The organism is Trinickia camelliae (assembly GCF_053525655.1).
Genome location: NZ_JBCHAA010000008.1, coordinates 19,902 through 42,447, shown reverse-complemented (window position 1 = coordinate 42,447; position 22,546 = coordinate 19,902). Strand labels below are relative to the sequence as shown.

The 22,546-nt window shown below is 63.7% G+C and carries 18 protein-coding genes; 7 read left to right on the top strand and 11 right to left on the bottom strand.

Annotated features, from left to right (window positions below; all coding sequences use genetic code 11):
• Nucleotides 1-11: 11 nt before the first annotated feature.
• Together AAHK20_RS15065 and AAHK20_RS15060 are read right to left on the bottom strand one after the other, a co-directional pair.
• Nucleotides 12-1,757, bottom strand: coding sequence for a methyl-accepting chemotaxis protein (locus AAHK20_RS15065; protein WP_449182271.1), 1,746 nt, complete (start codon nucleotides 1,755-1,757; stop codon nucleotides 12-14).
• Between the two features lie 182 nt (nucleotides 1,758-1,939).
• On the bottom strand, nucleotides 1,940-2,833 hold the full coding sequence (locus AAHK20_RS15060; RefSeq protein ID WP_449182270.1) for a LysR family transcriptional regulator: 894 nt from the start codon (nucleotides 2,831-2,833) through the stop codon (nucleotides 1,940-1,942).
• A 95-nt stretch (nucleotides 2,834-2,928) separates the two neighbouring features.
• On the opposite strand from AAHK20_RS15060, the gene AAHK20_RS15055 reads away from it, so the two are divergent.
• Entirely contained in the window at nucleotides 2,929-3,705 is a 777-nt protein-coding gene (locus tag AAHK20_RS15055) for an NAD(P)H-dependent oxidoreductase (RefSeq protein WP_449182269.1), read from the top strand.
• A gap of 282 nt (nucleotides 3,706-3,987) precedes the next feature.
• The gene (locus AAHK20_RS15050) at nucleotides 3,988-5,334 is read left to right on the top strand and encodes a trypsin-like peptidase domain-containing protein (protein WP_449182268.1); all 1,347 of its coding nucleotides are present in this window, start codon (nucleotides 3,988-3,990) and stop codon (nucleotides 5,332-5,334) included.
• A gap of 21 nt (nucleotides 5,335-5,355) precedes the next feature.
• On the opposite strand, the gene AAHK20_RS15045 is transcribed toward AAHK20_RS15050, so the two are convergent.
• The 5 genes from AAHK20_RS15045 to AAHK20_RS15025 form a co-directional block, all read right to left on the bottom strand.
• Entirely contained in the window at nucleotides 5,356-6,852 is a 1,497-nt protein-coding gene (locus AAHK20_RS15045) for a heavy metal sensor histidine kinase (RefSeq protein WP_449182483.1), read from the bottom strand.
• Nucleotides 6,853-6,946: 94 nt separating this feature from the next.
• On the bottom strand, nucleotides 6,947-7,630 hold the full coding sequence (locus AAHK20_RS15040; protein WP_449182267.1) for a heavy metal response regulator transcription factor: 684 nt from the start codon (nucleotides 7,628-7,630) through the stop codon (nucleotides 6,947-6,949).
• Between the two features lie 90 nt (nucleotides 7,631-7,720).
• The gene (locus AAHK20_RS15035) at nucleotides 7,721-9,268 is read right to left on the bottom strand and encodes an efflux transporter outer membrane subunit (RefSeq protein WP_449182482.1); all 1,548 of its coding nucleotides are present in this window, start codon (nucleotides 9,266-9,268) and stop codon (nucleotides 7,721-7,723) included.
• On the bottom strand, nucleotides 9,268-10,488 hold the full coding sequence (locus AAHK20_RS15030) for an efflux RND transporter periplasmic adaptor subunit (RefSeq protein WP_449182266.1): 1,221 nt from the start codon (nucleotides 10,486-10,488) through the stop codon (nucleotides 9,268-9,270). The genes AAHK20_RS15035 and AAHK20_RS15030 overlap by 1 nt, the downstream gene beginning before the upstream one ends.
• Nucleotides 10,489-10,515: 27 nt before the next feature.
• Nucleotides 10,516-13,719 (bottom strand): efflux RND transporter permease subunit, encoded by a 3,204-nt coding sequence (locus tag AAHK20_RS15025; RefSeq protein ID WP_449182265.1) that lies wholly within the window; start codon nucleotides 13,717-13,719, stop codon nucleotides 10,516-10,518.
• A 492-nt stretch (nucleotides 13,720-14,211) separates the two neighbouring features.
• Between AAHK20_RS15025 and ppnP the strand changes: the two genes are divergently transcribed.
• The 4 genes from ppnP (at nucleotide 14,212) to AAHK20_RS15005 (ending at nucleotide 18,345) form a co-directional block, all read left to right on the top strand.
• Nucleotides 14,212-14,532 (top strand): pyrimidine/purine nucleoside phosphorylase, encoded by a 321-nt coding sequence (gene ppnP, locus AAHK20_RS15020; protein WP_449182264.1) that lies wholly within the window; start codon nucleotides 14,212-14,214, stop codon nucleotides 14,530-14,532.
• A gap of 294 nt (nucleotides 14,533-14,826) precedes the next feature.
• A complete protein-coding gene (locus tag AAHK20_RS15015; protein WP_449182263.1) occupies nucleotides 14,827-15,993 on the top strand; it encodes an HPP family protein in 1,167 nt (388 codons plus the stop codon).
• Between the two features lie 128 nt (nucleotides 15,994-16,121).
• Nucleotides 16,122-16,538, top strand: coding sequence for a MarR family winged helix-turn-helix transcriptional regulator (locus AAHK20_RS15010; RefSeq protein WP_449182262.1), 417 nt, complete (start codon nucleotides 16,122-16,124; stop codon nucleotides 16,536-16,538).
• A 1-nt stretch (nucleotide 16,539) separates the two neighbouring features.
• Nucleotides 16,540-18,345 carry a chloride channel protein gene (locus AAHK20_RS15005; protein WP_449182261.1) on the top strand — a complete coding sequence of 602 codons (1,806 nt, stop codon included), beginning with the start codon at nucleotides 16,540-16,542 and terminating at the stop codon, nucleotides 18,343-18,345.
• Nucleotides 18,346-18,467: 122 nt separating this feature from the next.
• Here the strand turns inward: AAHK20_RS15005 and AAHK20_RS15000 are convergent, their stop codons facing one another.
• Nucleotides 18,468-18,830 (bottom strand): hypothetical protein, encoded by a 363-nt coding sequence (locus tag AAHK20_RS15000; RefSeq protein ID WP_449182260.1) that lies wholly within the window; start codon nucleotides 18,828-18,830, stop codon nucleotides 18,468-18,470.
• Between the two features lie 89 nt (nucleotides 18,831-18,919).
• Here AAHK20_RS15000 and AAHK20_RS14995 point away from each other — a divergent pair, with 89 nt between their 5' ends.
• The gene (locus AAHK20_RS14995; RefSeq protein ID WP_449182259.1) at nucleotides 18,920-19,105 is read left to right on the top strand and encodes a hypothetical protein; all 186 of its coding nucleotides are present in this window, start codon (nucleotides 18,920-18,922) and stop codon (nucleotides 19,103-19,105) included.
• A 93-nt stretch (nucleotides 19,106-19,198) separates the two neighbouring features.
• Here the strand turns inward: AAHK20_RS14995 and AAHK20_RS14990 are convergent, their stop codons facing one another.
• The 3 genes from AAHK20_RS14990 to AAHK20_RS14980 all read right to left on the bottom strand — a co-directional run bounded on the left by AAHK20_RS14990 (nucleotide 19,199) and on the right by AAHK20_RS14980 (nucleotide 22,401).
• Entirely contained in the window at nucleotides 19,199-20,539 is a 1,341-nt protein-coding gene (locus AAHK20_RS14990) for a type II toxin-antitoxin system HipA family toxin (protein WP_449182258.1), read from the bottom strand.
• A gap of 3 nt (nucleotides 20,540-20,542) precedes the next feature.
• Nucleotides 20,543-20,797, bottom strand: coding sequence for a helix-turn-helix domain-containing protein (locus tag AAHK20_RS14985; RefSeq protein ID WP_449182257.1), 255 nt, complete (start codon nucleotides 20,795-20,797; stop codon nucleotides 20,543-20,545).
• A 221-nt stretch (nucleotides 20,798-21,018) separates the two neighbouring features.
• Nucleotides 21,019-22,401: an amino acid permease gene (locus AAHK20_RS14980; RefSeq protein WP_449182481.1), complete on the bottom strand. Its 1,383-nt coding sequence runs from the start codon at nucleotides 22,399-22,401 to the stop codon at nucleotides 21,019-21,021.
• Nucleotides 22,402-22,546 lie beyond the last annotated feature (145 nt).

The following is a 22,546-nucleotide window of genomic DNA, read 5'->3' as shown; positions in this document are numbered from 1 at the left end:
CTCAAGTCTGCTCAAAATGTTTGCCAATCGTCGTTCGCAAGAGCGAGTTCGTTCGCAGATGCGGGTGCCGCGATGGCGCGGGTGGCAGCCCGCTTCGGCGCAGCGACCGCTACCTTTGCGGCTGGCGCCAAACGCCGCGCGGGCGGCACCTTCGTGCTCGCTACGCGCGGCTTGCTGGGCGCAGGGACCGCCTGCACAGGAGCCACACCCGTGTCGCCGAGCTTGAACACCGCCAGCATGGCGCTCAGTTTCAGCGCCTGCTCTTCGAGCGATTGCGCCGCCGCTGCCGCCTGTTCCACCAGCGCCGCGTTTTGCTGCGTCACGTCGTCCATTTGCGTGACGGCCTGATTGACCTGTTCGATGCCGGTGCTCTGCTCCTCGGACGCGGCCGCAATCTCGCCGACGATATCGGACACCTGCTTGATCGCCTGCTTGACGCGCCCCATGGTCTCGCCGACTTCCGTAGCCTGTTGCGCACCGTCGTGGATCATGGCGACCGACGAGCCGATCAGCTCCTTGATTTCCTTCGCGGCAGCGGCCGAGCGTTGCGCGAGACTGCGGACCTCGCTCGCGACCACCGCGAAACCGCGCCCCTGTTCGCCGGCGCGAGCCGCTTCGACCGCCGCGTTGAGCGCGAGGATGTTGGTCTGGAACGCGATGCCCTCGATCACGCCGGTGATTTCGGAGATCTTGCTGGAGCTGCCGCTGATCTGCCCGATCGTGTGCACCATGCCTTGCACGGCGTCGTTGCCGGTGTCGGCCATATCGGTCGCGCTCACTGCGAGCGCGTTCGCCTGCCGGGCGTTGTCGGCATTCTGCTTCACGGTCTCCGTCAATTGCGTCATGCTCGACGCGGTCTCTTCGAGCGACGCCGCCTGCTGCTCCGTGCGCGCCGACAGATCGGTGTTGCCGCTCGCGATTTCGCGCGACGCGACCGTCACCGATTCCGTCGCCGCCCGGATGCCACGGACCGTATCGCCGAGCTGCTGCTCCATTTTCTGCAGCGACTCGAGAAGCACGCCGAACTCGCCCTTCTCGTCGACGGCGATGTGGTTGTCGAGCTTGCCGGACGCAATGTGATTGGCGAGATTCACGGCCTTGTCGAGCGGCTTCGAGATCGCGCGCACGAGATACACCGAGGCGCCGGCGATGACGACGACGCCGGCAATCACCAGACCAATTGCGGTCCACAGCAGCCTCTCGAATGTGGAATCGCTGTCGTTCACGAACTGCTTCGCCTCGTCGACGTTGACCTTGATGTCTTCGCCGATCAATTGGTGCAAAGACTCCGAGACTTCAGTCCCGGCGTTGATCAGGTTGCCTGCCTTGTCGTAATCGCCGGACTTGAGCGTGGCGATCTCGTCGGCAACCTGCGATTTGAACGCCGCGAGATCGTGCGCGATCTTATCGGCGACCGCACGCTCGGTATCGTTGGACACGCCGGACGGGTAGTAGTCGGACCACTTTTTGTCGATGGTCGCCATGTAGCCGTCCACCTTCGGAAGCGACTTGGCCACGCCGTCGGCGGTCTTGGCTTCCAGCATCGTCCTGAGCTTCACTCGAATTTCGAGTTGCGCAGCTTGGATTTCCGCAAGATTTGCGAGGGGAAGAACGATTCCAGAATAGGTTCCGCTCAGGTTCGTATTCAGTCTTGAGAGCCCCGCCATACCGAAGAGCCCGGTTGCAAGCAGAAGGATGCCGCAAACACCGAGCGCGAGAATGATCTTGAATCTGATGGTTTGCGTGAAGTGGCTCATGGTTCCGTGTCCTAACGTTAATGGCTAGAGCCCCCGTTGAAGCGATTGCTTAATGCAAAGCAACCTCGTCTCTCATATCTTTTCTCTTTGCTGGGTAAACGGCTTGAGCCACGCGTCCCTACAGCGAAAGTCGCGTAAGGATTTGCTGATATTTGCCTAGGGAAAACTGCGAAATGCGCGAGTCACACCGAATCGGCGATCTGCTCGCGCAGCCATTGATGCGCGGGATCGCGATGCGAACGTTCGTGCCAGAGCATCGACATCTCGTAGCCCGGCACTTCGGCAGGCGGCTCGAAAGCCCTCAGCGCGCTCACGTCGCGCACAAGACGCTCCGGCAGCATCGCGACGAGATCGGTGCTCGCCACCACCGACATCACGAACAGGAAGTGCGGAACCGAGAGCACCACGTTGCGCGATAAGCCGGATTCAGCAAGCGCTTCATCCGTCACGCCGTAAAACCCGCCGCCATCCGGCGACACGATCACGTGATCGAGCGCGCAGAACTGCGCGAGCGTCGGCTTTCGTTTCAAGCGCGGATGACCGGCGCGGCAGACCAGCACGTAGCGCTCGGTGAAGAGCGGCAGTCTGCGCAAGCCGGGCGGCGCGCCCTCGGTGGTATGAAACGCCAGATCGATCTCGCCCTGCTCCGCTTGCTTGGCGATGCGCGGCGGCGCCAGTTCCAGGACGGCAAGCCGCGCACCAGGCGCCGCCGAGCGCAAGCGGCTCAAAGCGGGCAGCACGATCGTCGACTCGGCGTAATCCGTCGCCGCGACGCGCCACGTGTGATTGGCCTCCGAGGGGTCGAAGGCGCTGACCGGCGACACCGCCCGCTCCACCGCCGCCAACGCTTCGCGCAGAGGCTCGCGCAACGCCTCGGCGCGCGCGGTCGGCCGCATGCCGCGCGGGCCCGGCAGCAGCAGCGGGTCGCCGAAGATATCCCTCAACTTCGCGAGATGGACGCTCACCGACGGTTGCGAAAAGTTCAGACGCTCCGCCGCGCGCGTCACGTTGTGCTCCGAAAGCAGCACGTCGAGCGTGACGAGCAGGTTGAGGTCCAACCGCCTTAAATTATTCATGGCTATACCTGTAATTCTGGATATTCATTTCTAATATACCTCGTGACGCCCTACTCTTGCTTCCGTTCAGCAACGGAAACCAGGAAGAACCCACCGTGAATGTTCTGCTCGTCTACGCCCATCCCGAACCCAAGTCATTGAACGGCTCGCTCAAGGACTTCGCGGTCAAGCGCCTCGAAAACGCCGGCCACACCGTGCAAGTCTCCGATTTGTACGCGATGAATTGGAAAACCACGCTCGATGCGAACGACAGCACGCACCGCGTCTCCGAGGAGCGCTTCCATCCGTCGCTCGACTCCAAGCACGCGTTCGAACATGGGCTGCAGAGCGAAGACATCGCACGCGAACAGGACAAGCTGCGCTGGGCCGATGCCGTCATCCTGCAGTTTCCGCTGTGGTGGTTCTCGATGCCGGCGATCTTGAAAGGGTGGGTCGAGCGCGTCTACGCATACGGCTTCGGATATGGCGTAGGCGAGCATTCCGACGTGCGCTGGGGCAACCGCTATGGCGAAGGCACGCTGGCCGGCAAGCGCGCGATGCTCGTCGTCACGACGGGCGGATGGGAGTCGCACTACAGCGCGCGCGGCATCAACGGCCCGATCGACGACGTGCTGTTTCCGATTCAGCACGGCATCCTCTATTACCCGGGCTTCGACGTGCTGCCGCCGTTCGTCGTGTATCGGTCGGGCCGCATGGACGAAGCGCGCTACGCGGACATCAGCGACGCACTCGGCAAGCGGCTCGATGCGCTCGCGACGACCGAGCCGATTCCGTTTCGCCGCCAGAACGCCGGGGCCTATGAGATTCCGGCGCTGACGCTGCGGCCCGAGATCGCACCGGATCAAGCGGGCTTCGTTGCACACATCGAATAAATTTTCTACCGCCTCGGTGTGCTGCATCACAGTCGACGGTGACGGTGCGCGAAATAATTCAGCCACCGTGCTTGTCAGCCCACCGGTGCCCAATACGCGTGGCGCCCGGCTCCCGGCATACGACCACCTTGGAGGTGCGTTGTGTTCCACTCGCCTTGCTTGCGCACATGGCTTAGCGCCACCGTGATGGTCTTCGCTGTCTCCGGATGTCCCTGCGTGCATGCCGCACCGCTCGCGGCGGGCGCTGCCCCTCAGCCCGGCGCGAGCGCGAAAGAGATGCGCATGGCGAACGCCAACGCCGCCGCCCAAGTCGATTTTCCGACCCTCGTCGAACGCTACGGCCCCGCCGTCGTGAACATCAGCACGGCGGCTCCGGATCAGCAGGCGTCGGCGCAAGCGCCCGCGCCGATCGATCCCGACGATCCGTTCACGGCGTTCTTCCGGCGCGGCGCGCCTGCGACCTGGACGGATGCGCAAAACAGCCCGCCGCGCGCGATTTCGGGCAGCGGGTCCGGCTTCATCGTCAGCCCGGACGGCTTCATTCTGACGACGGCCCATGTGGTGGATTCCGCCGAAGAAGTGACGGTCACGCTGACCGACAAGCGCCAGTTCAAAGGCAAGGTGCTGGTGGCTGACATCCAGAACGACGTCGCGGTCGTCAAGATCGAGGCCGCGCGGCTGCCCGTGGTCAAGCTCGGCGACTCGTCGCGCGTGCGTGTCGGCGAACCGGTGCTGACGATCGGCGCGCCCTACGGGTTCGACAACACCGTCACGAACGGCATCGTCAGCTCCACCGCGCACGTGACGCCGGGCGGCGCCAACTTTCCGTTTTACCAGACCGATGTCTCCGTCAACCCCGACAACTCGGGCGGCCCGATCTTCAATCGCGCGGGCGAAGTGGTCGGCATTCACGAGCAGATTTACGCCGACACGGAACGCTATCAAAGCCTGACGTTCGCGATTCCGATCAACCTGGCGAACAAGGTGCGCGCGCAGTTGCAGACACAGCGCAAGATGGTTTCGCGAGGCAATTTCGGCGTCGAGGCGCAGGACGTCGACCCCGGTCTGGCTGGCGCATTCGGCTTGCAACAGGCGGCGGGCGCGCTCGTCACCGCCCTCGAGCCCGGCACGCCGGCCGCCACGAGCGGCCTCAAGCCGGGGGACGTCATCGTGCAAGTCGGCGACCAGCCGATCGATCGCGCCGCCGATCTCGTCGATCGTCTCGCCGACCCGCAGACGGGCGGCAAGGTTGCGCTCAAAGTGATCCGCAACCGGAGGCCGATGACAATCGTAGTTCGCACCGCGGCCGCCGCGGGCGCGCCTGACGACGACCTGGGTCCTCGGCAAAGCGACGTCAGCGCCGGAGACCGCCTCGGCTTGGTCACGCATCCGATGACGGCGGCCGAATTGCGCGCAACGGGCGTGGCGCGCGGCTTGATCGTGGACGGTGTGTCCGGCGCTGCCGCGAACGCAGGCATTCAGCCGGGCGATATCATCCTGTCGCTCAACGGCACGCCGGTCAGGTCGCAACGTGAAGTGCTTGCGCTTGCGGCCAAGGCAGGAGGGGAAGTCGCGCTGCTGATCCAGCGCGACAATGCCCGCAGCTTCGTATCGCTCGAACTGAGATGAGCGGTTGAGCTTGCCGTTAAATCAACGCCCCGAGCGCGCTCCAAGGCTGCGCACATTCGAAGCGGTCGCAGCCAGTTCGACCACCGCGCTCTGCGCTGCCCTCGGCACCGCGCTCTCCCGCTTCTCGCGTTCCGGCTCGAGCGGTTCCGCACTGCCCGCCGCCACCGAAAAGCCAAACGTATTGATCCCGCCTGCACTCGCCGCGAACACCGTGCCGCCGTGCATCTCGGCGACCGCCTTCACGATCGCGAGCCCAAGCCCGTGGTTTTCGCGGCTGTTGGTCCGCGAAGCTTCCACGCGGTAGAAACGGTCGAACAAATGCCCCAACGCACACGAATCGATCGGCTCGCCGGGGTTCGCCACCGAGATGTGCACCTGCTCGTTGTGCCGCGCGACCGTCACCGTCACGGTCATGCCGTCCTTGCAATGCTGAAGCGCGTTCATGAGCAGATTCGTACAGGCGCGCCCGAACAGCGACGTATTGACGGGCGCCCGCGCATCGCCATGCGATACGGCCCGCACCTGCGCCTCGTCGAACGGAATCTCGAGATAGTCGAGCGTGCGCCCCACCTCCGCCGCCAGCGACACCTCGACGAGCCCCGTCGCCCGCTCGCCCTGATCGGCGCGTGCGAGGAACAGCATGTCGTTGATGATGCCGCGCATGCGCTCGAATTCCTCGAGATTCGATTGCAGCGTATGACGCAAATCTTCGATCGAGCGATTGCGCGCGGTCAGTGCGACTTCGGTCTGGCCGATCAGGATCGTGACCGGCGTGCGCAATTCGTGCGCGACGTCGGCGTTGAACGATTCGAGTCGCCCATACGCGACGTCGAGCCGTTCCAGCGCACCGTTGAACGAATTCGCGAGATCGTTCAATTCATGCGGCAGCGAGCGCGCATCGAGCCGCTGCGAGCGGTTGTTCGGGCTGACGGCCTGCGCATCGCGCGTCAGGCGCGTGAGCGGCGCGAGCCCGAGCTTCGCCACCCAGTGGCTCAGCATCAGCACCCCGAGCGTGCCGAGCCCGACCAGCGCGGTCAATGCGAAGCCGAACACGCTCAGCGTCCGCGAGTTCGGCAGGCAGGATGCGGCGACTTGCAGCTGCACCGTCGGACGCACGCCGCTCGCCGGGATCGTCGTCGTGTTGACGAGCATGTCCGCTGCGCCCTTGCCCGCCGGGCGAATCTTCTTATAGCCGGGAATCCATTCCGACAGTTCAGTGCCGGTGACCGGATGCCCGTACTGGAAATGCGGATCGGCGCTCGTCACCGAATACTGCGTGCTGCCATCGCGCGGCGTCATGTCGGCGAGCTTTTCGCGCGCCATCTTCCATTTGTCGGGCGTCACCGAATGCGTGACGATGAGCTGCGCGATCTCGCGGCGATCGTCGAGCGATTCGCGCAGGTGGTTATGGAGTTGCGTGCGCAGCACGAGGAAGAGGCAGGTGCCGACGAGCGCGAACACGAAGAGCGCGACGAGCGCGAACATCATCGACAGGCGTCGTGCGATGGATGGGTTCATGACGATGCTCATGATGATGCCTCCCGCCGGGCCGCCCCAAGGGAGGCATCCGCCCCCTCGGGGGGCAGCGAACGATAGTGAGCGTGGGGGTCGTTCACATTTCCGCCTCTTCCCGCACTTCCAGGACGTAACCCATGCCGCGCACCGTGTGCAGCAGCTTGGTCGGGAACGGGCCGTCGAGCTTCGCGCGCAGACGCTTGATGGCCGTTTCAACGACGTTGGTGTGACTGTCGAAGTTCACGTCCCAGACGAGCTCGGTGATCGCCGTCTTCGACAGAATATCGCCCTGCCGGCGTGCGAGCACCGAGAGCAACTGAAATTCCTTGGCGGTCAGATCGAGCCGCACGCCATCGCGGCTCGCGCGGCGGCCGATCAGATCCACATACAGATCGCCCACCGAGATCAGCGTCGATTCCTGCGCGCGCGTGCGCCGCGCGAGCGCATGCAGACGCTCGACCAGCTCCAGGAACGAGAACGGCTTGGTCAGATAGTCGTCCGCGCCTTCGCGAAGGCCGCGCACGCGGTCGTTGATCTGATCGCGCGCGGTCAGCATGATGACCGGCGTCGATTTGTGCGCGCGCAACGATTTCAGCACGGAGAAACCGTCGCGCTTGGGCAGCATCACGTCGAGCACGATCACGTCATAGTCGAATTCGATCGCGAGGTGCGTGCCCTCTTCGCCATCCATCGCGACATCCACCACCCAGCCCTGCTCGGTCAAGCCGGAGCGCAAGTAATCGACGACCTTGTGCTCGTCTTCCACGATCAGCAATTTCATTTCGTATCCCTCGTCTGCGCTATTTGATTATATGAAACGCAGTGTCTCTCTCCTTCTGCTTGCCTGGCGCTTCTCAGTACGTTCCACCGATTAATGCTGCGAAATCGCCGCCGTCCGTTGCGCGTCATCCGGCTTCGCCGCCTGTCCCATCTGCGAAGGATTTCCCGCATCGGGCGCCTTCACGTCCCACCCGCCGCCGAGCGCCTTGACGAGCGCCACCGAAAGCGTCATCTGCTGCCCGTGAATCTGCACGTCCTGGCGCTCGCTCGTCAGCAACGACTGCTGCGCGTCGATCACGTTCAGATACGCGACGAGGCCGCCGGAATAGCGATCGTTCGCCAACTGCAGCAGCTTCTGCGCATCGTCCACCGCCGCATGCGACTGCTTCGACGCACTGTCGAGCACCGACAAGCCGGTCACGCCGTCCTGCACCTGCTGGAACGCATTCAACACGGTCTGGCGATACGTCGCCTGCGCGGCCTGATAGCCCTCGCTCGCGAACTTCACGTTCGCCGCACGCCGCCCGCCGTCGAACAGCACCTGGCCGACCGCGCCGCCGACGGTCCAAAACAGGCTCGGTGCGCTCAACAGGCTCGCGAAATTCGTGCTTTCCCAGCCGATGCCCGGCGTCAGCGTCAGGCTCGGAAAAAACGCCGCTTTCTGCACGCCGATCTGCGCGTTCGCCGCCGCCATCGAGCGTTCCGCCGATGCAATGTCAGGACGCCGCTGCATCAGATCGCTCGGCACGCCGAGCGGAATCGCGGGCACGGTCATCGCGAGCACCTTCGGCTCGATCGAGAACTGCGGCGCCGGCGCGCCGACGAGCGCCGCGATCGCGTGCTCGAACTGCGCGCGCTGGTTGAGCAGCAGCGTCGCCTGAACCTTCGTCGAATCGAGTTCCGACTGCTGCTGCGCGACGTCGAGCCCGGACACCGAGCCCAACTCATGCTCCGAATTCACGTAATCGAGCGCCTTCTGCTGCAGCACCACCGATTGGTTCAGCACATCGATTTCGGCATCGAGCTCGCGCAGCGAGTAGTAATCGGTGGCGAGGTCGGTCGTGAGCACGAGACGCGCGTTCGCGAGATCGTCGCGCGACTGCTCGGCCGACGCTGTCGCGCCCTCGACTTCGCGCCGGATGCGGCCGAACAAATCGGTGTCGTAGTTGATCGACGGGCCGAGCTGGAGCTGGTTCTGCACCGTCGACTGATTCGGCACCGTGTAGGAGCTCACCGGCCGGTTCTTCGAGATCTTGAAGCGATCGGCCTGCCCCGACAGATCGACTTCGGGAATCTGCTGCGCCGAGGTGAACTTGAGCGTCGCCTTCGCCTGCTCGTAATGCGCGACCGCCGCGGCGAGCGTCTGGTTCTGCGCGAGCGCCTGCGTTTCGAGGTCGTCGAGCGTCGCATCGCCGTATATCTGCCACCAGTCGAGCGCGAGCGGCGCATGCGAAGGCGTGGCGACACGCCAGAACGAATCGGTGCGCCACGCTTCGGGCGCCTCGGCCTGCGGCGCCTTGTAATCGGGCCCGACCGTGCAGGCCGCGAGCGTCACCGCGCACAACGCCGCCACCGCGCCGAGCGGCGGCGCAACAGGCAAATGCGTCAATCGCGACGGCAAAAAGCGGCGTGCGCGCATCACGACAGCTCCTTGTCGGTCGATGCCGGCGCGATCGTCACGTGGTCGCCGTCCGAGATCGAATCGCTCGGGTTCACGATCACCTTGTCGGTCGGCTCGATGCCGCTTTCGATTTCGAGGTTCTGTCCCAGGTCCTGCGCGATCACGATCTTGCGCAGATGGACCTCGCCGTTCGCATCGACGACGGCCAGACGCGGCCCTTCGGCACGGAACAAGAGCGCGTTGTCCGGCACGAGCAGCCGCGCGTGCTCGGTCGACGGCACCGCCACTTGCACATAGGCGCCCGGACGCAGCTTGCCGTCGGGATTCGGCAGCGTCACTTCGAGCTGCAGCGAACGGGTCGGCACGTCGATCGCGCCGGCGATGTGCGTGATCGTCCCGTGGAATGGCTGGCCCGGCAGCTCGGCTTGCGTCACGACCACCTGCATGCCGACCTTCACGTTCTGCGAGTACGCCTGCGGCATCTGCACATAGACGCGCAGCGGGTCCGCCTGCGCGAGCGCGAACAGCGCGCGGCTCGTGCCGCTGCCCGCGTCGATCAGGTCGCCGACATCGACGTTGCGCTGCGTGATCACACCCGTGAACGGCGCGACGATCCGCTTGAACGATTCGAGCTGCTGCAGACGCTGCACGTTCGCGTTGGCCGCGGCGAGATTCGCGACGTCCTGGTTGTACGTGCTCTGCCGCTCGTCGAGTTCCTGTTGCGACACCGCATCGCGCTGGCGCAACTGCTGCCAGCGTTCATACGACGATTTCGCGAGCCCGAGGCTGGCGCTCGTCTGTTCGCGCTGGGCGACGGCTTGCGCGAGTTCCTGGTCGATTTCGGGGGTGTCGAGGTCCGCGAGCAACTGCCCTTGCTTCACGTGCGCGCCGATATCGACATACCAGTGCAGCAGATAACCCGTTGCGCGCGCATAGATCGGCGACTCGACAAAGCCGCGCAGCGTGCCCGGCAGCAAGGTATCGCCGCCGCCATCGGTCTGCTTCGGCACCACGACGTTCACGTATTCCTTCGCGTTCTGCACCGTGACGGCCGCGACCGAGCGGTTGTTCATGATGTTCGAGACCACCGTGCGCAGCGCGCCGATCGCGAGCAGGATCAGCACGATGACGATCGCGATCTTCGCGCGCTTCCACTCCCGGGTGCGCGGCGGCAGCTGATGGCCGTCCACCGTCTCTCGTGCGGGAATCGCAAGGGATGCATGCGTTTTTTCTGTCATGTCAGTCAGCCAGATTAAGTCGTTGCTTCAAGCGTGTGTATCGCCGTGGTCGGCATCGTGCGCCTTCGCATGGCGGCGCGCGAGGCGGCCATGAATACCGGCGAACACGAGCGGCACGAAAAAGAGCGTGGAAACGGTCGCGAACAGCAGGCCGCCGATCACCGCGCGGCCGAGCGGCGCGTTCTGCTCCGCGCCTTCGCCGAGGCCGAGCGCCATCGGGATCATGCCGATGATCATCGCGAACGCCGTCATCAGCACCGGACGAATCCGGCTCGCGCCCGCTTCGAGCGCCGCCGTCAAGGGCGGCGCGCCGGCCGTGAGCCGCTGGCGCGCGAACGAGACCATCAGAATACTGTTGGCGGTCGCCACGCCCATCGTCATGATCGCGCCGGTCAGCGCCGGCACGCTCAGGTGCGTGCCCGTCAGGAACAGCATCCACACGATGCCCGCCAAGGCCGCCGGCAGCGCGCTCACGATGATGAGCGGATCGATCCACGACTGGAAGTTCACGACGATCAGCAGATAGACGAGCACGATCGCCATCGCCACGCCGACGCCGAGCCCGATATACGACGTGCGCATCGTCTGCACTTGGCCGCGCATCACGATCGAGCTGCCGCGCGGCAGTTGCGCGCGCGCCTCGTCGACGAGCTTGTTGACTTGCACCGCGACGCTGCCGAGATCGTGCCCTTCCACGCTCACGTAGAGGTCGATGGTGGGCCGGATGTTGTAGTGCGTCACTTCGGCGAATTCATTGCGCGGCGACACTTGCACGAGGTTGCCGAGCAATTGGGTCGATTGCGCCGCTTGGGCCGGCCCGGCGCCGGCAGGCGCGGCAACCGGCGTGCGCAGCAGCTCGTCGATCGACGACACCTGGTATTGCGGCGTCTGCACCGCGACCGTGTACTCGACGCCGTTGCGGTTGTTGAACCAGAAGGCCGGCTGCGTCTGCGAGCTGCCCGACAGCGAGATCAGCACGTTCTGCGCGACGTTCGCCGCGCTCAGATTCAATTGCTGCAGCCGCGTGCGATCCATCTCGAGGTGGATGGTCGGCTCATTGAGCTTCTGCTGGATGTGCGTATCGACGGTACCCGGGATCATCCGCACCTTCTTCAACAGATCGCTCGCGACCTGGAAATTGCCGTGCTGGTCCGCGCCGGTGATCTGCACGTCGATCGCGGCAGGCAGGCCGAAGTTCAGGATCTGCGTGACGATGTCCGCGGGCTGGAAGAAGAACTCGACGCCCGGGAATCGCTCGGGCAGCACGGCGCGCAGCTTGTCGATGTAGCCTTGCGTCGGCTTGTGGTCCGCGTTCAGCGCGACCTGGATCTCGCCGTCGAGCGTGCCCATCGTGCCCGCGTTGCTGTACGACAAGTTGATGCCGCTATACGGCAGCCCCAGGTTGTCGAGGACCGTGTGCAGCTCTTTAGGCGGCACCACCTGCCGGATGACTCGCTCGACGTCATCGGCGAGCCGCGCCGTTTCCTCGATCCGCGTGCCGGTCGGCGCGCGCATGTGCATGCGGATGTCGCCCGCATCGACGGTCGGGAAGAAGTCGCGGCCGAGCGCGAAGACAAGGCCCAGCGAAACGAGGCAGAACGAGAGAAACACCGTCGAGAACATGCGGCGGCGCACGAGCAGCGTGGAAAGAATCACGATGTAGGCCGCGCGCATGGTCTCGAAGCGCTGATCGAAGCGGTGATAGAGCCGCATGAAGAGGTTCGGCTTCGTGCCGTCCTTCGGCTTGTGCGCGTGGCCCATCAGCAAGAGCGCGAGCGTCGGCACGAGCGTGCGCGAGAGGATGTACGACGCGAGCATCGCGAACACCACCGCTTCGGCGAGCGGCACGAACAGATAACGCGCGACGCCCGTCAGGAAGAACATCGGCACGAACACGATACAGATGCACAGCGTCGAGACCAGCGCCGGAATCGCGATTTCACCCGCGCCCTCGAGAATCGCGTCGTGCAGATTGGTGCCCATGTGCAGGTGCCGCTCGATGTTTTCGATCGTCACCGTGGCATCGTCGACGAGAATCCCGACCGCGAGCGCAAGGCCGCCGAGCGTCATGATGTTGATCGTCTGCCCGAGCGCATGCAGCGCGAGCAGCGACGACAGAATCGACAGCGGGATCGAAATCGCGATGATGCAGGTGCTGCGCCAGTTGCCGAGGAACAGCAGGATCATCGCGGCGGTCAGCGCGGCGGCAATCAGCGCTTCACGAATCACGCCCGCGATCGACGCCTTCACGAACAACGATTGATCGAACAGCGGCGTGATCTTCAAATCCGGCGGCAGCGACGCCTGCGCGCCCGGCAGCAAATCGCGCAGCGCGCTCACGATCGACAGCGTCGACGCGCCGCTGCCGTTCTTCAGGATCGAGATCAGCACCCCGCGATGGCCGTCCTGGCGCACCACGTTGGTCTGCGGCGAGAAGCCGTCGCGCACGTGGGCGACTTCGCGCAGGTAGGTCGTCGCGCCGTTGACCGTGCGCACCGGAATGTCGTTCAGGCCCGCCACGGTCGGGGGCGAGCCGTTCATGTCGATCGTGTATTCCTTCGCGCCGATCTTCGCGGTGCCGGACGGCAGGATCAGGTTCTGCGCGTTGACGGCGTTGACGACGTCGATCGGCGTCAGGCCCTTGGCGAGCAGCGCGCGCGTGTCGAGGTCGACCGAGATCAGGCGCGATTTGCCGCCGTACGGATACGGCACCGCGGCGCCGGGAATCGTGATGAGCTGCGGACGCAGGAAGTTGAGCGCCGTGTCGTTGAGCTGCTGCTCCGACTCCTTCGGGCTAGAAAGCCCAAGCTGAATCACCGGGATGCTCGACGCCGAATAGCTGATGACGAGCGGCGGCGTGGCGCCCGGCGGCATCTGCTTCAGCTGCGCTTGCTCGATCGCGACGGTCTGCGCGATCGCGGTCTGGATGTTGGCGGTCGGCTGCAGGAAGATCTTGATGATCGCGATGCCCGGCAGCGACTGCGACTCGATGTGCTCGATGTCGTTGACGGTCGTGGTGAGGCTGCGCTCGTTGACCGAGGTGATCCGGTTCGCCATGTCCTCGGCGGACAGACCCGTGTAGTTCCAGATAATGCTGACGACCGGGATGTTGATGTCCGGCAGGATGTCGACGGGGGTCGTCATCAGCGCGAACGGCGTCGCCAGCAATATCAGTATGGCCATCACGATGAACGTGTATGGCCGTTTAAGCGCAACGTTAACAATCCACATTGATACGCGCCCGCAATATTCAGAAAGGAAGTCGAATCGCCAGGGATAAAACGTGTGCGCTACGTTTCACGCCGGCTGAACACAAATTACGCTTAGATAACACGCGTGAAACGCCGCAATTGAAAACGCGTGAATGGCCGTCGGGCGCACCACGGCAGGTGGTGTACGGCAGCGGACGTCGGCAGCGCGCGAGGGCCGCTCCAAGCCCCATGCGGCCGCATCATACGGCAATCGCCGCGTTCGAGCTGGGCCGAAGAGCGGCAGTCTTGTGCGTGTTTTCCGGTGATTCGGTGACTATCGTAGAGCGGAAGCCCTAACACCTTGCTGGCGCGAAAATGGCAAATTTGTCAGTAATTAAAATGTAATTATCATACCGACTCAATTGTCAGAAATCGTAATGCGCCAATTGGGGAATTGCAATCAGGCTGGTTATCATCCATGTCTGCCGGCGAAGACCCGCTTCGGCACCAACGACCAAAGGAACTCTCACGCATGACCAGCGCAACGCAATTCGACAACGTGTCGGTCCTCAAGCTCTCGAACACGTACTTCGACGGCAAGTGTGTGTCTCACACGGTGCTGTTCAACGACGGCAGCCGCAAAACGCTAGGGGTGATTTTTCCCTCGACGCTGAAATTTTCGACGCAAGCGCCGGAGAAGATGGACGTGACGCGCGGACGCTGCCGCATTCGTCTGACGGGTGAGAGTGAATGGCGTGAATATGGCGCCGGCCAATCTTTCGACGTGCCGGGCAACAGCAGCTTCGATATCGAAGTCGTGGAGACGCTCGATTACGTCTGCCACTATGGTTGATGAGTGGTTGATGAGCGGTCGGCGCTCAGTCGACGCTTAGTTGATGCACTGCCGGCGGCCGCCGGCAGCGCCCTCCCTACAGTCCCCAAATGATGTCGGCGTTCTGCCGATGCGCATTTCCAAATACCGGTCATCACGCAGCACACACAAGGCGATGCGCCGTTTTATATCACAATGAAATATAATAATGAGATATCGTTCTTTCGCTTCTCGAGGGTTTGACCTTAAGGTGTGACCCCGTTGGCGCATCGTCCACCTGGCTTCTGCTTCTAGCTTTCAATAACCGGTCAAATCTTGTCCCGTTCCGCCCTCGCTCGCTGGTTCGTCAGCTTTGCCCCAAGTCCCGTTTCCGTCCGATGGCAGGAACGGCTGCGCTCGTGCATCGGCGCGCTGATCGGCATCGCCGTGACCGGCGTCTCCATGCACTTTCTGCTCGGGCCCGACGCGCGCATTCCGTTCCTGGTGGCGCCAATGGGCGCTTCGGCCGTGCTGCTGTTCGCCGTGCCGGCGAGTCCGCTCGCGCAGCCGTGGTCGATCATCGGCGGCAATCTCGTCTCCGCCACGGTGGGCGTCGCTTGCGCCGGTTGGCTGGCCGACCCCGTGTCCGCCGCCGCCCTCGCCGTCGCGCTGGCCATTTGTGCGATGTTTGCGCTGCGCTGCGTGCATCCGCCCTCGGGCGCGGTCGCGCTGACCGCCGTGCTCGGCGGCCCGGCCGTGCATGCGCTCGGCTTTCGCTTCGTGCTCGAGCCGATCGCCATCCAATCGGCGGCGCTGCTGGCATCCGCCCTCGTCTATCACGCTGTCACGGGGCACCGCTATCCGCATGCGGGGCGCCAGAATGCCGACGATAAAAACGTCGGCAATGTGGGGGCCGCCAATACGGGCATCACGCGCGCCGAACTGGAAGCCCTTGTGAAGCGGCGCGGCGAGTTGCTCGACATCGATCCCGACGACCTCGAATCGCTGCTGCACGAGGCGCAGATGCTCGCCTACGGGCGCAGCGCGAGCGAGCTGACCTGCGCCGACGTGATGTCGCGCAACGTGGTGTCCGTCTCGCGCGGCACGCGGGCCGCGGCGGCGTGGAGCCTGCTCAGGCGTCATCAAGTGAAGGCGCTGCCCGTCACCGACGATACGCAGCACGTCGTCGGCATCGTGACGCGCACGAACCTCGTCGAGAGACGCGCGTTCGGCCTCCCGTCACGACCAAAGCTGCCGCTCGTGCGCTGGTTCAAGCGCAGCACGGTCCCGGCGCCCGTGGTCGGCGAGCTGATGAGCACGGCGGTCTGCACCGTCAAAATCGGCACGCCCATCTCCGAACTGATTCCGATCTTCGCGAACTCCGGGCACCACCACATTCCGGTGCTCGACACGCATCAGCGCCTGGTCGGGATGATCACGCAAGCGGATTTGATCTCGGGTCTTTATCGCCAGGAGCAAGCCAAGGAACGGCGCGCCGCCTGACGGTTGCTCCGCACAGATCGCGGCAGGCTCAGTGACGAGCCGTAACGCCTTGATGTAGAGGGCGTTCTCGGCCTTTTATATCACATTGTGATACTATTCCGCTTTCCATTTTTCCTGCCAGCCACACAATGAAAGCGCCCACCCGCAACGGTCTCGACAAAGCAGATTTCGAACAGCTATCCGAATTCCGCTATCAAATGCGCCGCTTCGAGCGCTTCTCCGAGCAAGCCGCGCAGAGCGAAGGCATCACGCCTTTGCAGTATCTGCTGCTCTTGCACGTGAAGGGCTACCCCGGCCGCGAGTGGGCCACCATCGGCGAGCTCGCGGAACGCCTGCAAGCGCAGCATCACGGCGTCGTGGCCCTGGTGTCGCGCTGCGAGGCGCTCGATCTCGTCAAGCGCAAGGTCAGCGAGGCCGACCGCCGCCAAGTCGAAGTTCACCTGCAAAAAACCGGCGAGAAATTGCTTTCTCGACTCGCCGAGCTGCACCGCGCCGAATTGAAGTCGCTCGACGGCGCATTCAACGTTCCTCAAATCGATTATTGAAATGGACACGCACTTCGACTCCCACAAACGGGATTTTTCCGTCAACGCCCGCCTTCCGGGCATCTCCGCGCTGGCGGCGGTCATCGGCGTGATGAGCACGATCGCAGCGGTCGTGCTGCTCGATCTGATTCATCTGTTTACCAATCTGTTCTTCTTCGGCACGTTCTCGATCGCCGACCATTCGCCCGCGCTCAACAAGCTCGGCCCATGGGTCATCCTCATCCCGGTGGCAGGCGGCTTGATCGTTGGGATGATGGCGCGCTTCGGGTCCGAAAAGATCCGCGGCCACGGCATTCCCGAAGCCATCGAAGCGATCCTGTTCGGCAAGAGCCGCATGTCGCCGACGGTCGCCGTGCTCAAGCCGCTGTCATCGGGCATCGTGATCGGCAGCGGCGGCCCGTTCGGCGCCGAAGGCCCGATCATCATGACCGGCGGCGCGCTCGGCTCGCTGCTCGCGCAATTCATCAAGCTCACGTCTGCCGAACGCAAGACGCTGCTCGTGGCGGGCGCGGCGGCGGGCATGACGGCGGTCTTCGGCACGCCAGTCGCCGCCGTGCTGCTGGCCGTCGAATTGCTGCTCTTCGAATGGCGCCCGCGCAGTTTCCTGCCGGTCGCGCTCGCCTGCGCAGTCGCCGGCTTCGCGCGCGCCCTATTCTTCGGCGCCGGCCCGCTGTTTCCGCTTCAGACGGCCGTGCCCGGCGCCGCATCGCTCGTTTCCTGCGTGATCGCCGGGCTCTTGGCCGGCGCGCTGGCGTCGGGCTTGTCGGCGGCGCTCTATCAAGTCGAAGACTGGTTCCACAAGCTCCCCATCCACTGGATGTGGTGGCCGGCGCTCGGCGGAATCGTGGTCGGCATCGGCGGCTTCCTCGAACCGCGCGCGCTCGGCGTCGGCTACGACGTGATCGGCGACCTGCTGCATCAGTATCTGCCGCTGCAGATCGCCGTGGCGATTCTCGTCGTGAAGGCGATCATCTGGGTGATCGCGCTCGGCTCGGGCACGTCGGGCGGGGTGCTCGCCCCGCTTCTGATGCTTGGCGCGGGGCTCGGCGTCGTGTTGGGCCATGTGCTGCCAGGCGGCGAGCCTGCGCTGTGGCCGCTCGTCTGCATGGCCGCTACGCTCGGCGCGACGCTCGGCGCGCCGCTCACCGCAATCGTGTTCGCGTTCGGTCTCACGCACGACGTCAACGCGCTGCTGCCGCTGCTCACCGCGACGCTCGTCGCGCACGGCTTCGCCACCGTCGTGATGCGACGCTCGATCATGACCGAGAAGATCGCGCGCCGCGGTTATCACATCTACCGCGAATACGGCGTCGATCCGCTCGAGCGCCACTATGTCGATGAGGTCATGACGCGCTCGGTGCAGACGATCGACGGCAACATGACGGTGCGCGAAGCGCTGATCGCGTTCTTCGGTCCGATGCAGACGCATCGCGCGTACCCCGTCGTGCGCGACGGCGTGCTTGCGGGCATCGCTGATCGCGAAAAACTACTTGCGCTGCACGACGGCGCGGACGGCTTCGGCCCCGACACGCGCGTCGCCGACGCGTTCGCCGGCCAATCGACACCGGTCGCGCTCGTGAGCGAATCATGCCGCGCCGTCGCCACCCGCCTTGCGGTGCACGGCGTGGAACGGCTGCCGGTGGTCGAAGACCGGGAGACGATGGGGCTCGCGGGCATCGTCTCGCGCAGCGACCTCGTCAAGACGTCGCTTGCGCACTTCGACGAGGAGCACAAGAAGGAACGCTTCCGGCGTCTCACGCCGGGATCGGGCAAGCGGCATTTCCCGCCGGTGCGCAAGACGGGCTGATCGGACTACGCAATTCCCCTAAGCTAAAGTTATCTTCGAATCGCGCCGTTAAACAGAATAAGCGCTGCGCGAATTCCCGATGTCGTAAGCCCTATCGGTGAAAACGTGCGGTGGGTTAACATTTACGGGAATCCGTTACTCAAAATCGTGTTGTTTGCGCTAATACCGACATCTAGAATTCGTCGTATATAAGCAGCAAACAAAACGGGGATACGGGGGTTGCGCTGTAGCGGTGATGTGGCGCGAGGGGCAGATGGCGTAAGCCATTGCAGGCGATAAGCGGGATAGCAGACATTGGGAACATCGGCCTGTGCGGGGCCGCACATTCCCGGCAATACGAAGCGCGAGAAAATACGCAGGCGTGAAAATTTACTTGCGTTTCGATTTGCGAGATCAATGCGTCCTTTATCGCACACGCAATTGGCGGCAAGCGCCAAATAATAATCAGCGAGGGGGGTGCCGACTGAGCTTTTGCCGCGATTCATTGGAATCGCGCCGATCCAAAAGCCATAAATGCCAAACGCTCAGTCGGCGTCGCAAAGCTGATAACCAACAGCCTGATGGGGAGGCGAAAATGGACATTCTAGAAATTGCGACGAAAGCAGGCATGCAAGTCCTGGTGGACGCTCGCATCGGCCGCGAAACGTATCACAGCGTGTGTGGCTCGCTGCCCGCACTGCAGCGTTTTGCCGACGCGGTTTGTGCGGCGATGAACGAGGAAGTGCCGGCTGCCGCCGCTAGCGACGAACAGCGGAAGTGATGCACTCAGGGCGCTCGGCGCGAGCCAGCGCCTTGGCGGCGCTGCTTTGGCGGTGTTTCGGCGGCGTTTGCGCGCTGCAAGGCATCGCTTGTCTTACGCCGGCGCGGCGTCGAGTTGCTCGGCGCAAGCTTGCAAACCCTTGAAAATCCGCTCGGCGACCTTGAGCGGAAACCCGGCCGGCAAGCGCGCCGCGACCGTCTGAATCACGCCCGGCGTCGCTTCGATCAAGCGTGTCATGATCGGCTCGGCATCGTGTCCGTAGAAGCACTTCGGCGCCATCGCGTTGAAATGCCGGCGCTGAATCTCCTTCATCGCATAGTGCTTGCTCCTGCCCTCGATCGCCATCGCAAGCTTCGCCTTGTGCCACGACCATTGGCTCGGCCCGTCGCCTTCGACCGGCCAAATCGACATCACGTCATAAAGCGGTGTCAGGCGGCAGCGCCCGCCGGGCAGCAAATGCAGGCTGAAATTCTTGGCATGGCCATCGGGCGCGGCGAGCATCCAGAAGACGATCTGCGCCGCCACCAGCGTTTCGATGTCCGCCTCGGCACGCTCCGATCGGCGCAGAATCTGCGCGATATCGCGCATGCCCGGCCCGCCGTCGACTTCGTATTTCCGATACGGCGGCACGCCCAGCGCCTGGCAAAAATCCTCTTGCGGCAAGCGCAATAGCCACGCTTTCGACTCGTGCAGGCGCCGGTCGAAGCGCTCGACGCTCAGCACTTTCTGCGTGCCGAACGTCTTGATCTCCGCGCGCGCCACCGGCAAACCGTACGCCGCGAGAATCTCCAAGCACAGCCATTCGTTTTCGACCGACGTGCTGAGATCGGCCCGTTTGTTGCCGACGAGGCCGAGCGGCAGCTTGAGAATGTGCGTCGTCGGCGTCGCGCCGTGGGGCAGCATCCATTGGCCGCCGTGCCACAGGAGTGCGGTCTTTTCCTGCGCGCCGGCTAGCGACAGACGGAATTCGTCGCCATCGGCGCCGCTCGCGCCGAGCGCCCGCCCGCTGACGGTTTGACCGAGCAGCGCTTCAACGTCCGTTTCCGTGAGCGGCGTGCCGCGGATGCTCGCGACGTCGTGCGGCGCTTCGTCCTCGTCGAGCAGCTGCACCGCCCCGACGCAATCGCGCCCGATCGCTTGCAGCAGGTCGAAGGTGTCGGTCGACGCCGTTCTGAAACGGCTTGCGATGCGTGCGCGGATAGCGTCGCTATCCGGCAGCAAGTTGTCGAAATAGTTGAGGACCGCGTCGCCGCGCAACGGCAGGTTGTTCGGGCTGTACGGCAGCGACAGCGACAGCGGACGCCCTGCTGGCGACTCGATCCACGCGTCGTCGTATTGCAGCTCCATGGGGCCGCGAGTGGGAATCCGCCAGACGCCAATCCGGGTGCCGTTCGCCCAGACGGAAAGCGCCCGGGTCAGCGATTTGCGGCCCATCGGCTACCACTCGCTTGCTGAATCGCGCAGCTCGAACGTCGGGTGCTCGTCGCTCAGCTGCAGTTCGAGGCGGTAGACGGCCAGGAGCGCGAACAGTTGCGTGATGGTGATCGTGCCGGGATTCAATTCCATCGTTGAGAGCCGGCTCTGGCTCACACCGACTCGCGCGGCAGCTTGCGCCTGCGTCAATCCCGAGGCCCGCCGAGCGGCGGTGAGGATGGTGCCGAGTTGATCGGCGGTGGCGAGGAGTTGTTGCACGGCGTTTATCCCTAGCACGAATAAACGCAGTTTATGCCCCAAACAAATAAACGTCAAATATCCGCAAAACAGATAAAATAATTTTATTCGCCTGACAGCTAAACCGCGCTTATATTTCCCGCCCCTTGCCCAAAACCAAGCCCTCGCCCGTCTCCGCCATGCCGCGCCCGCGTGCACGGCGGACACGCTCACGCAGAGCGTCGCGCCGCCGACAAGCGTACTTACTGACCTGCCACGCGCGCCATGCTCTCTGACGAACGGCGCTTCATCAAATAGCCGACCCACATCACGACGAGCCAGACCGGCACCAGCCAGACCGACACGGAGAGCCCGGGCGTCATCGCGAGAATGACGAGCACCATCGCCATATACGCGAGGCAGATCCAGTTCGTGACGGGAAACCAAGGCGACTTGAACGCCAGCGTCTCACCGGCGGCGAGCATCGCTTTGCGCGACTTCATATGCGTGAGGCTGATCAACGACCAGTTCAGCACCAGCGCGGCGACGACCAGCGCCATCAACACACCGAGGGCTTCCGCGGGAATCAGGTAATTGATGATCACGCACGCAAAGGTGGCGAGCGCCGAAAGACCGATCGCCAAATAGGGCACGCCTCGGCGGTCGACCTTCATCAACGCGCGCGGCGCGTTGCCCTGCTCCGCCAGACCGTAGAGCATGCGGCTGTTCGCATACACGCCGCTGTTATAGACGGAGAGCGCGGCGGTCAGCACGACCACATTGAGCACGTTGGCCGTCAACCCCGCGCCGATCTCCGAAAAGATCATCACGAACGGGCTGCCGCCCTGCGCCACTTGATTCCACGGATACAGCGACAACAAGACAACGAGCGAGCAGATGTAGAAGATGAGAATCCGATAGATCACCTGATTCACAGCTTTCGGGATGCTCTTGCGCGGGTTGTCCGCTTCGGCCGCGGTGATGCCGATCAACTCCAACCCACCGAACGAGAACATGATCACAGCGAGCATCATGAAGAGGCCATGAAAGCCATGCGGAAAGAAACCGCCGATGCTCCACAAGTTGGTGATCGACGCCTGCGGACCGCCATGCCCCGAGATCAGCAGATAGCCGCCGAACAGGATCATGCCGATGATCGCGATCACCTTGATGATCGAAAACCAGAATTCCGTTTCTCCGTACGCCTTGACGTTCGCCAAATTGATCGCGTTGATGGCGACGAAGCAGACGAGCGCGGACAACCACGCCGGCACAGCCGGCCACCAGAAGTGCACGTAAGTGCCGACCGCCGTCAATTCGGCCATGCTCACGAGCACGTACAGCACCCAATAATTCCAGCCGGACAGGAAGCCGGCGAAGTCGCCCCAGTATTTGTACGCAAAGTGGCTGAACGAACCGGCGACGGGCTCCTGCGCAACCATCTCGCCCAACTGGCGCATGATCATGAACGCGATCAGGCCGCCGATCGCGTAACCCAGAATCATCGACGGGCCTGCCGCCTGCAGAACGCTCGCCGAGCCGAGGAACAGCCCCGTGCCGATCGCGCCGCCGAGCGCGATCAATTGGATATGGCGGTTTTTCAGGCCGCGTTTGAGGCCGTCTCCGTTTTGCTGCGTTGTTGGAATAGTCAAAATGCGCCCTACGGTTTGAAGATAGACAGCTCGGGACAGTCGGAGAGTGGCCCGGGCAAAGCGAAAATTATACTTCTCTCGCTATTGTCCAACCTTTGGATACGCACTCCTTTTGCTCCAAAGCACCCCGCGTTGCGCA